Raw genomic sequence first — 15758 nt, 5'->3', positions numbered from 1 at the left:
CGCCGGAGGCATTTCTCCTCTTCTCCCACGCACGCCCCGGCCGCCGAGGCATTCCCCCTCTTCCCTCACTCGCCGGCCGTATCGTTCGCCTCCCCCCCGGCGCTCCCTTCCACCGTTACCCCCACGGCCACGCCCAGGCGTCGGGGGTCGAGGACGCCGGTTTGGGCCATGGGCACAAAGGCGCTTTGGGGCATGATAAAGATGGTCCTGGCCCGGCCGTCGCCGCCATCGGGCAGCCGGTAGCGCCGGGTGACCGGCCCGCCGTCCAGGCGCAGCCGGCCCAGCGGCCCGGCGTCGGAGACCAGCAGCACGTCGGTCGGCACGGGTGAAAAAAGGGTGAGAGTGGCCTCGCCGGGCGCGACCTCAATAGCCGCGTCCCCCACGCTCCAGCGCAGATTGTGCCCGGCAATGGGCTCTGGCGGGAAAAATCCCTCGTAGACCACTGCTGCACCGCGCCACCGGGGCAGAGACAACCGCGCCCCGGTGCGCGAAAGGCCGGCGTCGGCGGCGTAAGAGCCGACAGCAGCCAGGGCCAGCCCCCAGGCCGCAAAGGCCGGCCAGCGCCTCCCCTGCTCTCCCCGTTCCAGGGCCATGGCCCGGCCAAGAGGCACGAAGAGCAGGAAGAGCACCGGCGGCACGTAAAACATTTCCTGGAAAAAGGCATAGACGTGAAACGCGACCAGGGAGAGGAGCAAGGCGGCGTCGAGCATCCCGGCCGTGTCCCTGGCCCGCCGCCACAACACCCAGCCGGCCCGGCCGGCCAGGGCCAGCCACAGGCCAAGGCCGGCGATCCCCAGGCCCGAAATGAGCTGGATGTACATGTTGTGGGAGGTCTCGAACACCTCGGCCGACGGGTCGCCGTAGCGCCCGAGCCAGGAGGCCGGCGCGGCCAAAAGGACCGGATAGTGCCGGGCATAGCTTTCATAGCCCATGCCGAAAACCGGCCGCTCGGCGGCAATGAGCAGGCCGGAGCGGAAAAGCGCCGGCCGGGGGGAATCCGTGAAATTGCCGACCCGTTCCTTGAGCAGGGCATTGATCGGCCGGCTTATGGCCGACAATTCCCGGCCAGAAGCCCAAAAGGCCAGGGCCAGGACCAGGGCGCCGGCCACGGCCAGCCCGGGCAGATGGCCGTAGGGCCGGGGAAACCGGGCCATGGGCCCGTTTCGCAGATACAAAAAAACGGCGCAGGCAAAGGTCAGGCTGCCGGCGATCCAGCCGGCCCGGGCCAGGGTGAGGACCAACGCCCCGGCGCAAAGGGCCAGACAGGCCGCGCCGTAGCCCCGACGCCACAGGCCCCGACGGGCAAAGGGCAGAAGCAGAAAGGGCGCGGCCACGGCCACGTATTCGGCAAACCAGCCCGGATTGGCGAAAAGCGAGGTGAAACGGTAGTGGAGCAGATAATGGTCGCCCCGGAAATGCTCGGTCAGGCCAAAGACGATGGCCGTGACCAGCCCGGCCGCGATGCCGGCGACCAGGGTTTCAAAGCGCCCGGAAAGGGGGCTTGCGGCCAGTTCCCGGGCAAAGACGGCCATGACGGCCAGGCGCAGGGCCGCGGCCAGTCCGTAGGCCGGAGCGTCGGCCGGGGAAAAGACCATGGAGGCGAAAAACCCGCTCGGGCCAAAGAGCGTGGCCGCCGTTGCCAGCCGGTCCCAGGGCAGAAGCCACATGGAGCCCAGGGCCATGGCGACAACAGCCCCAAGGAGCGCCCCGGTCAGGCCCGGACCGGCCGGCCGACGCCCGAGATTGCCCCAGGCAAGGGCCAGGGTGGCCGCATCAAGAACCAGGCCGAAGGCCACGGCCGGATAGACGTAGGTCTGCCAGCCAAAGAGAAAAAGGGTGAACCCGAGCAGGAAAAGGCCACGGGACAGGCCCCGGCCCGACACGGCCATGGCCGCCCCGCCGGCCAGGACAAGGCCGACAAGGGCCTGGGCCGGGCGGCCCAGGGAACACAGGGCCATGGCCGAGAGCAGCAGATGGCCGGCCACCAGCGCCATGCCGCCAGCCCGCATCGCCCCGTCGGCCATGCCCGTGCCTGTCGCCGTTGCGCCCATGGTCCGGCCTACCGTTTGTCCGGACAAAAGGCGTTTGGCACGTCTTTTACAAGGTCGTCGGCGTCACCCAACAGGCCATTTTGCCCGGCCGAGGCCACGACATCGGGCAGGCAGGGAAAATCCGGGCTCTCGGCCTCGTTTTCATTGAGCAGATAGGGCGAGCCCCAGGGATCGCGGGCCAGCCGGGCCAGGGTTTTGGGCGAGGCCCCGGCGGCCCGGCCCAGGCGTTCCCGGGCGCTGTCCCATTTGCGCCGGCACACGTCGCCCTCGGGCACGGTGCGCAGATCGCGCCCGGCACAGCCGCAGCTCGTGCAGTTCTCGCCGGTAATGTCGAAAAGCGGCGTGCCGGTGGCTGTCTTGGCCTCATGGGCCAGGGCGGCCAGGGTCGAAAGCGCCTGCCCGGCCTCGGTCCGCTCATGGAGCAGGGCCACCATGGCGGCAAATTCCCGGCGTTTTTTGGCCAGGGTGTCGCCCAGGAGCATGGAGGTGGCCAGGAGGGCCACGCAGCAAACCAGGGCCGTGCGCACCCGCCACAAGGCCCGGGATTCGTAGCGGTCGGCCGAAAGCTCCCAGGGCCCGGCTTTTTTGGCGGCAAAGGCCTGATTGAGGCGGGCCAGACAGGACTCGCCCCGGCGGGCAAAGGCGGACAGGGCGTCGCCGTCCGGCAACAGCCCAAGGCCGGCCCGGTCCTCCCGGACGGAAGGTTCCCCGGCCAGCCCCAGTTCCTCGGCCAGGGCGTCCAGGTCCTCGGCCAAGAGCCCGGCCAGCAGGGCCGCGTCCCGGAGATCGTCGGCCCCAAGCAGCGCGTACAGGCCGTCCAGGCGGGCACTGGACAGGGCCAGCAGATCGGCCGTGCGTTCCCGGGCGGCAACGGTTGCGGCATCGGCTGCGCCTGGGGCCGGGCGTCGCTCGCCCGGCATGAAATAAGACAGGAAATCCAAGCTTTATTCCGTTCCTGCGGCAGGTGCGGCCACAGCGCCCCGGGGCAGCACCCCGGTCGGATAGACGACGTCCAGGCTGGTGACCACATCGCCCCGGGCCTTGGCCGGTCCGGCGGTCAGGGCCAGGACATGACCGCCCCGGCTGCGGTCGCGGCTGAGGAAATGAAAATGCCAGCCCGACGGCGACAGGGACGGCAGGCCCGGCGGCGTGTAGAAGCCGACCAGGGTCCCGGCCACATCGGCCAGGGAAAAGGTGCTCTGGTGCTTGATGGCCTCGGCCAGGGGCGGCCAGGGCTGGCGCTGGGCCGGTACGCTGCGCACGGTCAGGGCCGGGAAGAGGCCGTCCACCCGCACGGCGCACATTTTCGAGGGATCGGGCAGCCGGGCGGCCAGGGCGGCGGTCAGGCCGGACAGATCCAGGCCGTCCACCCGGCCAAGGTCAACGGACCCGGCAAAGCGCACGATCTGGGCAAAGGGAGCTGTCTGGCCGGGACGCGCCCGGTGGACCACGCCGTCGGCGGTGACCTGATAGACCACCCCATCGAGAACAACCATCTCGCCGTCGAGGTCGTCAAACGTGCCGAGGCCAAAGTCGCCCTGGCGCAGCAGGCCGGCGCAGGACCGCTGGCCGGCATAGTCGCCCACGATCAGGGCCTCGATGGTGCCGGTCTGGTGCAGGGTGGCGGCCCAAAGCCGGCCCGGATCGGCAACGAACAGCGAGACGGCAAGGATGGCAAGGCGCAGCAGGGCACAGCGTGGCATGGGGTCCTCCAGGGACGCGGGCCTAGGAAAAGCCGGAGCCGACATCGTCGGCGTCAGGTTCGGGTTCGCCGGCCAGAAACCGTTTGACCACGGGATTTTCGCACTGGCCGATGGCCTCGGGCGTGCCCTGCCAGACGATGCGACCGGCGTCGAGCATGGCCACATGGCCGGCCACCCCGAACACGTCCGGGATGTCGTGGCTCACCAACACCGCCGTAAAATCAAACTGTCGGCGGGCAGAGTCGATCAGTTGCAGCACCGAGGCCTTGCGGATGGGGTCAAGGCCGGTGGTCGGCTCATCAAACAAAACCAGTCCGGGCTGTGTCACCAAAGCCCGGGCCAGGGCGACACGTTTTTGCATCCCGCCGGAAATCTGGGACGGGTATTTGCCGAGGATGCCGACCAGTTCCAGGCGTTCGGCCATGGACATGACCTTATCGGCGGCCTGGGATTCGCTCAAGTGCTCGGTTTCGCGAAGCGGCAGGGCGATGTTCTCGGCCACGGTCATGGAATCGAAAAGGGCCATGTTCTGAAACATGTAGCTGCAACGGCGGCGAAAGGCCCGCTGGGCCTCCCGGGGCATGGCCGAGAGCGCCTCGCCCTGGAACAGGATCTCGCCCGCATCCTGGCGCATAAGGCCGATGATGTGCTTTAAAAGGACGCTCTTGCCTTCGCCGGATTTGCCGATAACAGCCGTCACCATGCCCTCGGGCACGATCATGTCCACGCCGCGAAGCACGGGCTGTCCCTGGAAGGCCTTGGTCAGGCCGTGAATTTCGATCATGGGCTGGTTCATGGCACCTATCCCGGGGAAAATACAAACCGCGCCACTTTGACCGCAATCCGCCCTGATGGCAAGAACCAGCCGGCCGGCACATGGCTTGCACTGTGCTCCTTGGCCGGCAATTTCCGCCGACCGCCGCCGCCGGCTTGTGCCAGCCCGGCATCAGGGCTAACGTCCGTACGGCGGCCTGACGCATCACCGCCCTGGAGAGTACCGTCCCATGCCCACCGCCCCGATCCTCCGCCTGCGAAGCGGCCACGCCGTCGGCCCGGGATGCCCGGCCTTCCTGGTGGCCGAAATCGGCAACAACCACCAGGGCAGCCTGGAAACCGCCCGGGAAATGGTGCGCGCGGCCGCGGCCTGCGGAGCCGATGCCGTCAAATTCCAGAAACGCGACCTGGGCGCGCTGTTCACCCGGGCCGGCCTCGACGCTCCCTACGGCGGGGCCAACAGTTTCGGCGACACCTACGGCCGCCACCGGGCGGCGCTGGAACTGTCCGGCGAGGCCCTGGCCGAACTCAAGACCCTGGCCGAATCCCTTGGACTGGCCTTTTTCGCCTCGGCCTGGGACGCGCCCAGCCTGCGCCTGCTGGTTGCCCTCGGCGTCGAACTGCTGAAAATCCCCTCGGCCGATCTGGTCACCGTGCCGCTGTTGCGCCTGGCCGGGGAGACCGGCCTGCCGGTCATCCTCTCCACCGGCATGAGCGGGCTGGCCGACCTCGACATGGCCGTGGCCGAATTGCGCCGCTTCCATGAGCGCATCGTGATCCTGCATTGCAACAGCTCCTACCCTTGCCCGGATGAGCAGGTGGGGCTGCCGGTCATGGACGTGCTGCGCCGCCGCTACGGGTTGCCGGTCGGCTATTCCGGCCACGAGCGCGGCCTTGGACCGACCATTGCGGCGGTGGCCTTTGCCCCGGTCGTCATCGAACGGCATTTCACCCTGGACCGCAGCCTGCCCGGCACCGACCATCAGGTGTCGCTGACGCCCGAGGCCTTTGCCGCCATGGCCGACATGGTGCGCCAGGCCGAGGCGGCCATGCGGGTGACGCGCAAGCAGATTTTTCCGGGCGAAGCAGCGGCCGCAGCCAAGCTGCGAAAATCCCTGGTGTTCGCCCGCGACCTGCCGGCCGGGCACACAGTCGGCCCCGAAGACCTGGCCTGCAAATGCCCCGGCACGGGACTGAGCCCCTCCCTGTGCGACGCCGTGGTCGGCAGCCGGCTCCTGGCCAAGGTGCGCCAGGACGAGGCCGTGCGCTTCGACATCCTGGCCGCCCCGGCCGGGCACAGCGCCGTCGCCGACGGCCCCGACCGGCCGGCCAAGGCCCTGTCCGGCTTTTGACGCCATGGCCCTGGCCAGCATCGTCATCCCCACCTTCAATCAGGCCGCCTATCTGCCGGCCTGTGTGGACCGCTGCCTGTTCCAGACCCATCCGGAGCTGGAAATCATCATCGTGGACGGCGGCTCCACCGACGGCACCAAGGACTATCTCGAGGCCCTGCCGGGCCAGATCGCCACGGCTGCGGCCGACCCGGTGGTCCGTATGGACGCGGACGGGCAGGTCGTTCGCGAGCGGGTGCTCACCTATCCGCAAAACAGGCGTCTTTCGATCGTGCGTTTCGAGGCCGACATCGGCCCCACCCGCACCTATAACGAAGGGCTTGGCCGGGCGACCGGGGAATACTGCACCTATATTCCCGGCGACGATCTGCCCTACCCGCACATGATCGAGGAACTGGCCGCCGCCCTCGATCGCACCGGGGCCGATTTCGCCTACGCCGACCAGGACGTGGTGGAAGACGACGGCCGCATCTATCGCCGCATGACCTTTCCGGAATTCGATATGAAGGCCTGTCTGGCCGAGTGGTACCATCTGGGCGTGTGCCGGCTCTACCGCCGCCGTCTGCACGACACCGTAGGGCTTATGGACGAGGCCTACACCAGCGCCAACGACTACGACCACTACCTGCGCTTCGCCATGGCCGGGGCGACATTCGTCCATGTGCCGCGGGTGCTCTACGGCGTTCGCCGCCACGGGCCGGCACGCTTGACCGGCCAGCATACCCCGCCCCGCTACGCCAACCTGCTGGCCGAATCCTGCCGGCTGGCCGCCCGGGCCAGGGCACATCTCGACGCTTTGGACGCGGCCCGGCCATGAGCCCGGACACGGCCTTTGCCGGGCTCATGCCCGATACTGCGGCCGCCCATGCCGTCCTCAAGGCCGCCCGTGCGCTGGTGCGCCGCGGCGAGTTGGCCGTGGCCCTGGATGTCCTGGCCGGACCGGCCGGCCGGGACACGCCGCTGGCCATGCTCCTTCGCGCCGACCTGCTCCTGGCCCTGGGCCGGCCGGGCGACGCCCTGGCCCTGGCCCTGGCTGTCTGCCGCGAGCACGGCGACAGCGGACAGGGGCTGCTCTGCGCCGGCCACGCCGCCCTGGCCCTGGGCGAAGGGCCGGCCGGGGCCGGATATTTTGCCCGGGCAGCCGAGGCCGATCCCGGACGCATCGCCGCCCGGGTCAATGCCGCGGCTTTTTCCCTGCCGCCGCCCCCGGCTCCTGAGCCCGACGTTTCCAGCGTATCGGCCGTGGCCGTGACCAGCCTGCCGCCCACGGCCGACGCCCGCAGCCGGGAGGCCCTGGCCGCCCTGGCCGCGGCCGGCTTTCGCACCATCGTGTCGGTCAATACACCGCCGGAAATTGCCCTGTTGGCCGACCGCTTTCCCGAGGCGGCCTTTGTGCCGGCCGCGTCCACGGCCCTGGCCCCCTTTGGCCGGCCCTACGCCGGGCTGCCGCAACTCCTGGCCGCCGGCGCAGCCACCGGAGCAGGGACCGTGTGCGTGGTCAACGCCGACCTCGTTCTCGCGGCCCGTCCCGACTTCGCCGCCCGTCTGGCCAGTGCCGCAGCCGGCGGCGCGGTCATCGCCTGCCGGGTGGACAGTGACCCCGGACGGCCCGGAATCGGGACCTATTACGACGTGGGCTTTGATCTGTGCGCCGTGGACGTCCGCTTCGCCACCCGGCCGGAGCTGGACGGCTTTTTCCTGGGCCTGCCCTGGTGGGACTACGCCCTGCCCCTGGCCGTGGCCCGGGCCGGCGGCCGGCTGCGCTTTTGCCCGGCCCCGATACTGGCCCACCCCGTCCACGAGACGGCCTGGTCCCACCGGGCCTTCGTGGCCCTGGGCCGGCAGTTCGCAGGCCGCTTCTGGCCGCAGATGGCAATAGAACTTTTCGATGGCCGGCCGGCCGATGGCGGCCCCGAGGCCTTGCTTGCCGCCATCGGCGGGCGCACGGCCGCGACCTTGCGCCGCGCCCCGGATGCCGGGCTGTGGGACCGCACCGGGTTTTGCCCCCACGATGCGGCCTATGCCGCCGCCCTCCTGCCGCTGACCACGGTTGTGCCCGGCCGCTAGGGCCGCCTGCCCCAAAAAAACGAATGGCGTCCCAAGGGCATCACTCCCTTCGGCCGCCATCGCCACAAGGCTTCCCGCCTTTTCGTGCTCCACGCCCATGCAGCGACCGGGCATCGCACATGGTCAGATCACACGCACCCCTCGTGGGATTCCAAAGGGGTCACCCCTTTGGCCGCCGGAGGCACGCTTTTCCTTCTTTTCCCATTCTCACTTCCCGGCTGCCGGCTCCCTGCGTTCGTTGGCTTCGCCGGGCAGGCCAAGCGGACTGCGCCGGTCGCGCACGAGGGAGTTGCCGCTTTGGGATTTGGCGAATTTCTTGACCGCCGCCGCCCGCTGCCCCAGTTCGTCCATGGTCACGGGCACGACAAAGGCGCAGTCGATGACGCCCATGGAGATGGTGAGCAGATCAAAGCGCCCCACCCGGCCGTCGCGGCTTTGGCCTTCAATGAAGCCCCGTTTCCGGTCCTCGGGGTTGTAAAGGGCTGGCGAGGCCAGGGCAAAGGCCTCGAGGGCCGCCTGGCAGACCGGCTCCACGGTGTCGCAACTGCACAGCAGCACAAAGTCGTCGCCGCCCACATGGCCGAGAAAATCCTCCTCGCCGCCGAGGGAGGCCAGGGCCTCGCCCAGGATGCGGGCGGTCATGAGGATGGCCTTGTCGCCGTTCTGGAAGCCGAAGACGTCGTTGTAGACCTTGAAGTTATCCAGATCGACATAGACCAGGCAGGTGGCCCTCTGGGCGGCCGAGCGCCGGGCGATTTCGCGTTCGATGGCCACGTTGCCGGGCAGTCCGGTCAGCGGATTGGCCCCCTTGGCCATTTCCACCTGGACGCAGGCCAGGGCGTCGAGGATTTTCTGCACCGATACGATGCCCGACAACTTGCCCCGGCAGGTGACCAGGATGGGGTCGTAGAGTTTGTCGCGGTCCCGGGCCATGGCTGCCTGGGCCGCCACTTCCACGGGCGTGTCCCATTCCACGGCCAGGGGCTGGGGGTCCATGATGCGGGTGACTTCGCGGCGCAGGAACAGGGCCAGGCCGTATTGGGAACTGAGCAGCCGATCAAGATGATGGCTCATGATAAGGCCTTCGGGCCGGCCGTCGCACACCACCACCACGGCATGGGCCGCTTCCTCGGCGTCAAAAAACTGTTTGACCTCGCCCACCTGGGCATTGTGGGGAATCTGGTTCGGCCGTTCGGCCAGATCGCTTATGGGCGAGGCGCATTTGAGTCCGTCGACCGCCTGGCTCGATCCGGTGACAATGGCCAGCCGGATGTCCTCGCGCGGCAGGGCCGGCGGCAGGGCCGGCCGGCCGAGATAAAACCCCTGGCCGAAATGCACGCCCAGGCGAATGAGGCAGATCAGTTCGGATTCGGTCTCGATCCCCTCGGCCACGATGCGGCAGCCGACTTTTTCGGCAAAGGTGAGGAGCGTTTCCAGAAGCGCCCGCTTGACCGGGTTGGCGTCGATGCCGCGCACCAGCGACATGTCGATCTTCATGAAATCGGGTTTGATCTCGGCAATGGAGGCCAGCCCTGAATAGCCGGTGCCCACATCGTCCACGGCCACGCCGTAGCCGGCGTCGCGGTAGTGGGCCAGGGTGCGGTGGAACAGGTTGAAATCCTTGACGCTGTGGCGCTCGGTGATCTCCAGCACCACATCCTTGGGCTCAATGCCGTACTTGTCCAGCAGCTTGCGCGTTTCCCCGGGGGTGAAGGCCGGATCGAGCATGGTGCGGGGATGGATGTTGCAAAAAAGCCTGGCTCCGTCCTGGCGCGGCGAGAAGCCGCGAATGGCGGCTTCCCGGCAGGCCTTTTCCAGCACGAAGACGGCTTCGGTCTCCTCGGCAAAATCAAAGAGCATGGCCGGCGAAGCGAACACACTTTCGCTCGGGCCGCGGGCCAGGGCCTCCCAGGCAAACACCGTACCGCTTCGCAGGTTGACGATGGGCTGGTAGACGGCCCGCACCCGGCCAAGTTCCAGGATCTCCCGGAACTCCCGCTGCATGGGGGACGCCCCCTTGCCGGCTTCGCCCCGGGCCAGCCGCGAGGCTTCGCTTACGGCCGAGGCCAGGGCCATATCCAGGCCGTCCACGCCCCGGCTGAGCACCAGGGCGGCGCCGCAGCGGATTTCCAGTTCCTGGCCGGTCAGGCGCACGGCCTCGGGCCGCAGCCGCCCCCGCACTTCCAGGCGCAGCGCCGCGGCAGTGCGCTCCAGGGTATCCAGGGCTGCGGCATTGCCGCCCAACACAACCAGCACCCGCCCGGCATCCAGGCGTTCGACCAGACACACCGGCAATCCCGAGAGCCGGGACTTGGCCACCATCCGGGCCTCATTCTCCAGAATCTCGCCAACAGCCGCGACGACTTCCGGGCGAAACAGCCGGCGCAGCAGATAAAAATCGTGGATTTCCAGAAGCACCACACCCAAAGCACCGCCCAGGCCGACATGTCCGGCCACCATGGTCCGACTCTGGCCCCGCAGCAATTCTGGTATCTGGGCCGGGACGGCACCCACCCCTTCGGGAATATACGGCTGTTGGAACTGCGGCGAAAACTGCATATACGTCCTGAGCATGTCTTGCCTCATTGTTTAATTCGGACCTGACGCCGAACCGTCCCGATCTATACCCCCGGGCGGCAGGCCATGGCCGCGCCTGCCAGACATTTCCGTGACGATTGGGCGACGCTGGCTGCACCCACCAGCCGGGCAGGACCGGGCGGCACACCAGCCGGGCACCCTTGCCACGATCCACCCTCTGGCCTAAAGTGTTGCCCCATACAGGCTCCGGCTTTCGGCCGCGAGACCCGAAGCGCCGCCCTGCATCAGACCTTCGCCCCGCCAGGAGCGGCCCTGCGGCCGGGTGCGGCCGAAGAGGCCCGCCTGTCCGCCGGCCCCACTCCCTGGCCATCCGGGAGCGGCCTCCCTGCCCCGGTTGCAGACACAAACCGCCTGATGCCGGCCGCCCGGCTCCGGAACTGCAGGCAGCACAACAAGTGGATTGACAACCCCTGTCTCTTTTGGCCAAGAAGATGTGCCTTGCTCGGGACGCCTCGGCATCGCATCCGTATAACCCGCGCGCAGACAAGGACGTGCCCGGTGGCGTCAACTCTACAAGACCTATGCTGCAAAAAATTAGCAAAAAAAAGACACGCCTGCCATTTCCAAGGAGGCGCTTGAATTTCATCCCGACGCCGAAGAACTGGAACTGACTCCCCTGCCCCGGATAACCCGGCTGGTGCTGCATTCCATTCTCGGTCTGCTGGCCTTTCTGATCATTCTGGCTTGCTTTGCCCAGACGGACAAGGTCATTCCTTCCCTGGGCAAGATCGTTTCATCCGGGAAAAACATCATTGTCTCCCCGTTAAACGATGCCATTATCCGCTCCATTGACGTCCGGGTCGGCGCAGTGGTCAAGAAAGGCGATACCCTGGTGCGCCTGGACCCCACGTTTGCCACAGCCGACGCATCGCGCCTGCAAATAAACGTCACCTATCAAAAACTCCTCATCGCCCGACTGCAAAGCGAACTGACCGGCACGGCCCTGGCCCCGCCCCCCGAGGCTTCGCCGCAGGATATCGAGACCCAGCGCAAGCTCCTGGCCGGCCGCCTGGATGAATTTACAGCCAAGCTGCGCAGCATCAACACAAAAATCTCCGAACTGCAGCAAGGCCTCATCGCCGGCCAACGCCAGTACACCCAGATGGACAAGCAGGTGCAGGTGGCCAAGGAACTGGTGGGGATGCGCCAGAAGGTCTACGAGCAGGGCTCTGATTCCCGCCTGTCCATGCTCGAAGCCGAAAACCATCTGGCCCAGACCAACGTCTCCATGGAACAGCTCAAGGGAGGCCTTGAGACCAAGCGCCACAATCTGGCCCAGGCCGTGGCCGAGAAGGAAGGCTTCATCGAGAACTGGCGCAACGAAATCGTCAGCCAGCTCACCGCCGCCCGCAAGGACATGCAAAACATCGCCGAGGACTCTTCCAAGGCCGAACGCCTGCGCGAACTGTCCGTGCTCACCGCCCCAAGCGACGCCGTGGTCCTCGACATTGCCAACTTCAATCCCGGAACGGTCATTAAAAGCGGCGAATCCATGATGACCCTGGTCCCCCTGGATTCCCCGCTGGAAGCCGCGGTGTACATCGAGACCGCAGACATCGGGTATATCCGCCAACACGACACGGCCGTCATCAAGCTCGACACCTACCCCTTCCAGAAATTCGGGTATCTCGACGGCGAACTGCGCACCATCGCCGAAGACGCCCAATACCTCGACACCACTTCCGGCCGCCGCCTCATCTACGAAGCGCGCATCCGCATTACCGGCATGGAGCATATGCGCGAAGTGCCCAAGGATTTCCGGCTGGTCCCGGGCATGACCCTTTCCGCCGACATCAAGGTCGGCACGCGCACCGTCATCACCTATATCACCTGGCCGCTTATCCGCGTGTTCGGTGAATCCATCAGGGAACCCTAAGCCACGCCCAAAGGAGCCTTCATGAACCAGCAACAGCCTCAACAAGGCAACCGCCTGGAAACCATGCTCGTCAGCGAAGCGACTCTCGTGCCGTTCCCTCCCGGGGAATACACCGTCAGTGTCGGTGGCATGGAGCATCCCCCGAAGGTGCTGGCCAACACCTCGTTCCCCTGCATTTTGATCGCCGTCCTGCCCGGAAGCCGTGAAGCATCCAGGCTGTCCACCCCGGACGGCCAGACGGCCTGGCTGGCCGGCGTCGGTGAAAAGGTCACGCTGGCCGTGGCCAATCCCGGAGCCCTGGTCCTTTTTACCACCTACCGCCCAAACGACTATGCCACCACCGGCATCCGCATGGACATCCAGCGCATGACCGCTGCCCAGCAGCCGCCGGCCGCGCCCCAGCCGGCCGCGCCCGGCATGCATTTCGCCTCCCCTGCCGGCCAGTTCGGCGCGCCCGGCCCGGGCCAGCCGCAGCCCACCACCCCGGCCTTTGGCGGCGGCGGGCTGGCCTACTCACCCCAGGGAACGGCAGCACCCTTTGGCGGCTACCCCGGGGCTGCCCCGGGTGCAGCCGCCCAGCCCCAGTTTGCCCAGCCAACCCCGGCTTTCGGCCAGACTCCCACCTTCGGCCAAGCTCCGGGCTTTGGCCAGGCTCCGGGCTTTGGCCAGGCTCCCGCCTTCGGCCAGGCCCCGGGCTTCGGGCCGGCTCCGGGCTTTGCCGCGCCCCAGGCTCCCCGGCCTTTCACCCCGCCCGGCCAGCCGGCCGGTCCCACGCCGCCCATCCGCATGGCCGGCCATATCGAGGGAGAAGGCGACGTGGCCTTTGATCCCGGCCAGGGCGCCGGACGCCCCGGTTCCAAGCGCCGCCTGGAAGGCGTGGCCCTGTATGCCGAGGGCGTGGCCCTGCAGGACATCGAATACGCCGCCATCGGGGCCAACGGCCAGCCCATGCCCTGGGTCAGCCCGCCCCAGTTCACCGGCACCCGCGGCACCGGCGCTCCCATGCTGGGCTTTGCCGCGCGCCTTTCCGGCGAAGCGGCCAAACGCTTCTCCATCGCCTATGTCGGCAGCTTCGTCGGAGCCGGGCAGGCCACCCCGGTGCGAAACGGCGAGTTCCTGCGTTCGCCCATGGCCGGCAATCCCCTGGAGGCCCTGGCCGTCGTTCTCGAGCCCAAGGCCTAGCCCGACGCCCAGTCCGCGACAACGCTGCGGGATCCCCGGCCGATCCCGCAGCACAGCCTGCCGGTCCCTCCGGCCGCACCCGGTCAGGCCTGACCGGGTCGAAGGTCCGCCATGGCCCAGACGGATCTGACCGTCCTTTTTGTCCACCACGATTTCCCGGCCCAGTACCAGGGCCTGCTCGGCCAGTATCTGCGCCGGCCGGACGTTACGGTCTGCGCCATCCGCGACGCCGGCCGGGCCGAGCCCATACCCGGCGTCATCGACGCGCCCTACCACGGCTTTGGCCAGGCCCCGGCCGACCTCAACCCCCTGGCCCGGCATGTCGAAGAGCAGATCCGACGCGGGGCCGCCGCCATGGCCTGCGCCCAGAGGCTGCGCCAAAACGGCGTGGTCCCGGACCTCATCTATGCCCACCCCGGCTGGGGCGAGGCCCTGTTTCTCCTGGACGTCTTTCCCGATGCCCGGCTCATCTGCTACTGCGAGCACCACTACGATCCCCGCCGGGCCGATGCCGTCTTTGATCCGGAATATCCCGTGCCCCAGTACCAGTGGCCGCTGGTGCGGCTGCAAAATACGGCCGGCCTCCTGGCTCTGGCCGCTTGCACCCGCGGCGTCTCGCCAACGGCCTGGCAGCGCCAGGGCTATCCGCCCGAATGGCATAGCAAAATCGAGGTCATCCACGAGGGCGTGGACACCGATGTCGTGCGCCCGGACCCGACCGCCCGGCTGCGCCTGCCGGGAACCGGCCTGACGCTGGCTCCGGGCGACGAGGTGGTCACCTATGCGGCCCGTGACCTGGAGCCCTACCGGGGCTTTCACAGCTTCCTGCGCGCCCTGCCGGAGCTGCTGCGCCGGCGGCCCAAGTGCCGGGTGCTCATCATCGGCCGCGACGACGTGAGCTACGGGCTTCGCCTGCCCGGCGGCCAGACCTACCGGGAACGCTACGAAAAAAGCCAGGCCGCAGACTCCGACCGGGTCCACTTCCTGGGCGCGCTCCCCTATGCCGACTATCTGGCCGCCCTGGCCGTCTCAGCCTGCCACGTCTATCTGACCTATCCCTTCGTGCTGTCCTGGTCGGCCCTGGAAGCCATGGCCGCCGGCTGCCTGCTCGTCGGCTCGGACACCGAGCCGGTGCGCGAAGTCGTGGCCCACGGCATAAACGGCCTGCTCGTCGATTTTTTCGACCACGAAGCCCTGGCGGCCCAGGTGGCCGCAGTGCTGGCCAACCGGCAGGACTTCGCCGCCATGCGCGCCCTGGCCCGGGAAACGGTGCTCAGCCGCTACGACCGCAACCGGATCTGCCTGCCGGCCCACATGCAACTGGCCGGGCGGGTGCTCAACGGAGAATTCGATGGCCCGATCTGACGACGCCCTGTTGCCCGAGGTCCCGGCTGCCGCCCAGCGGGCCATGGCTGCGGCCGGGGCCCTGGCCGCCGCCGATCCCGCCGCAGCCACGGCCCTGGCCTGGCCGCTGCTTGGCCAGCCGGGGCTGCACGTCCAGGCCCTGGTCCTTTTAATCGACCTCTGCCGCCGCCAGGGCGACGCCCGGACCGCCGCCCTGCTGGCCGGCCGCGCCGCCAGACTGGCCCCCAAAAGCGGCCGGGCGCGCACCCTGGCCGCCATGGCCCTGCGCGAAGCCGGCCGGCCCGAGGAGGCCCTGGGCCACGCCCTGGCCGCTTTTTCCCTGACCCCGGACGATCTGGCCAGCCAGGCGGCCGTAGCCCTGGCCGCCCTGGCCGCCGGCCGCCCCGCAGCCGGGCTGGACGCCGCCGTGGCCCTGTGCCGCGCCCCGGCCCAGCCCGAAGCGACCGGGCTGGCGGTCGGCCTTTTGGACGCCGTCGCCGACGGCGCGGCCTGGGGCGCGGTCTGGACGACAGACGCGGCCCTGGCCGGCTGCGTGCGCGCCGCCGGACCCGAACCATCCGAGGTCCTGCTCCTGGCCGACGGGGTGGTCCTCGGCCGGGCCCTGGCCGACAGGGCCCGGCCCGGCCCGGCTCCGGTGGCCGATTTTCTCCTGGCCCCGCCGGCCGGGGTGCCGGACGGGACGCTCGTTGCCGTGGTCCTGGCCGCGACCGGCTCGCCGCTTTTTGGCTCCCCGGTTTTCCCTGCCCCTGGCCCGGACAGCGCCGCCGGACACGGCCCCGGTCCCCGCAAC

General features: G+C 68.6%; 12 protein-coding genes. 7 read left to right on the top strand and 5 right to left on the bottom strand.

Annotated elements, in window-relative coordinates; all coding sequences use genetic code 11:
- Positions 1–65: 65 nt before the first annotated feature.
- From DVDV_RS12745 to DVDV_RS12730, 4 genes are read right to left on the bottom strand one after another with little or no spacing between them, the layout of a single operon-like run.
- Complete coding sequence (locus DVDV_RS12745) at positions 66–2051, bottom strand: O-antigen ligase (RefSeq protein WP_175577104.1); 1986 nt, start codon at positions 2049–2051, stop codon at positions 66–68.
- Positions 2052–2059: 8 nt separating this feature from the next.
- A complete protein-coding gene (locus DVDV_RS12740) occupies positions 2060–2992 on the bottom strand; it encodes a hypothetical protein (RefSeq protein WP_075355030.1) in 933 nt (310 codons plus the stop codon).
- Positions 2993–2995: 3 nt separating this feature from the next.
- Complete coding sequence (locus DVDV_RS12735; protein ID WP_075355029.1) at positions 2996–3754, bottom strand: acetolactate decarboxylase; 759 nt, start codon at positions 3752–3754, stop codon at positions 2996–2998.
- A gap of 22 nt (positions 3755–3776) precedes the next feature.
- On the bottom strand, positions 3777–4550 hold the full coding sequence (locus tag DVDV_RS12730; protein ID WP_075355028.1) for an ABC transporter ATP-binding protein: 774 nt from the start codon (positions 4548–4550) through the stop codon (positions 3777–3779).
- A gap of 208 nt (positions 4551–4758) precedes the next feature.
- On the opposite strand from DVDV_RS12730, the gene DVDV_RS12725 reads away from it, so the two are divergent.
- Genes DVDV_RS12725 through DVDV_RS12715 form a run of 3 tightly spaced genes read left to right on the top strand, consistent with a single transcriptional unit; the run spans position 4759 to position 7947 of the window.
- Positions 4759–5880: an N-acetylneuraminate synthase family protein gene (locus DVDV_RS12725; protein WP_075355027.1), complete on the top strand. Its 1122-nt coding sequence runs from the start codon at positions 4759–4761 to the stop codon at positions 5878–5880.
- A 4-nt stretch (positions 5881–5884) separates the two neighbouring features.
- Complete coding sequence (locus DVDV_RS12720) at positions 5885–6697, top strand: glycosyltransferase (RefSeq protein WP_075355026.1); 813 nt, start codon at positions 5885–5887, stop codon at positions 6695–6697.
- Positions 6694–7947 carry a hypothetical protein gene (locus DVDV_RS12715; RefSeq protein ID WP_075355025.1) on the top strand — a complete coding sequence of 418 codons (1254 nt, stop codon included), beginning with the start codon at positions 6694–6696 and terminating at the stop codon, positions 7945–7947. The genes DVDV_RS12720 and DVDV_RS12715 overlap by 4 nt, the downstream gene beginning before the upstream one ends.
- 207 nt (positions 7948–8154) lie before the next feature.
- Here the strand turns inward: DVDV_RS12715 and DVDV_RS12710 are convergent, their stop codons facing one another.
- Positions 8155–10521 carry a bifunctional diguanylate cyclase/phosphodiesterase gene (locus DVDV_RS12710; protein ID WP_075355024.1) on the bottom strand — a complete coding sequence of 789 codons (2367 nt, stop codon included), beginning with the start codon at positions 10519–10521 and terminating at the stop codon, positions 8155–8157.
- A gap of 583 nt (positions 10522–11104) precedes the next feature.
- Here DVDV_RS12710 and DVDV_RS12705 point away from each other — a divergent pair.
- The 4 genes from DVDV_RS12705 to DVDV_RS12690 all read left to right on the top strand — a co-directional run.
- Positions 11105–12421, top strand: coding sequence for an HlyD family type I secretion periplasmic adaptor subunit (locus DVDV_RS12705; RefSeq protein ID WP_075355023.1), 1317 nt, complete (start codon positions 11105–11107; stop codon positions 12419–12421).
- A 21-nt stretch (positions 12422–12442) separates the two neighbouring features.
- Entirely contained in the window at positions 12443–13603 is a 1161-nt protein-coding gene (locus DVDV_RS12700; protein ID WP_075355022.1) for a hypothetical protein, read from the top strand.
- Between the two features lie 111 nt (positions 13604–13714).
- A complete protein-coding gene (locus tag DVDV_RS12695) occupies positions 13715–14968 on the top strand; it encodes a glycosyltransferase (protein WP_083634773.1) in 1254 nt (417 codons plus the stop codon).
- Positions 14955–15758 (top strand): hypothetical protein (locus tag DVDV_RS12690; RefSeq protein ID WP_075355021.1); only part of this gene is annotated, 804 nt, incomplete at its 3' end. The genes DVDV_RS12695 and DVDV_RS12690, both read left to right, overlap by 14 nt.

This window comes from Desulfovibrio sp. DV (assembly GCF_001936595.1).
Classification (GTDB): domain Bacteria; phylum Desulfobacterota; class Desulfovibrionia; order Desulfovibrionales; family Desulfovibrionaceae; genus Solidesulfovibrio.
Note: the sequence above shows the minus strand (reverse complement) of the source record. Positions and strands in the feature narration are given on the sequence as shown.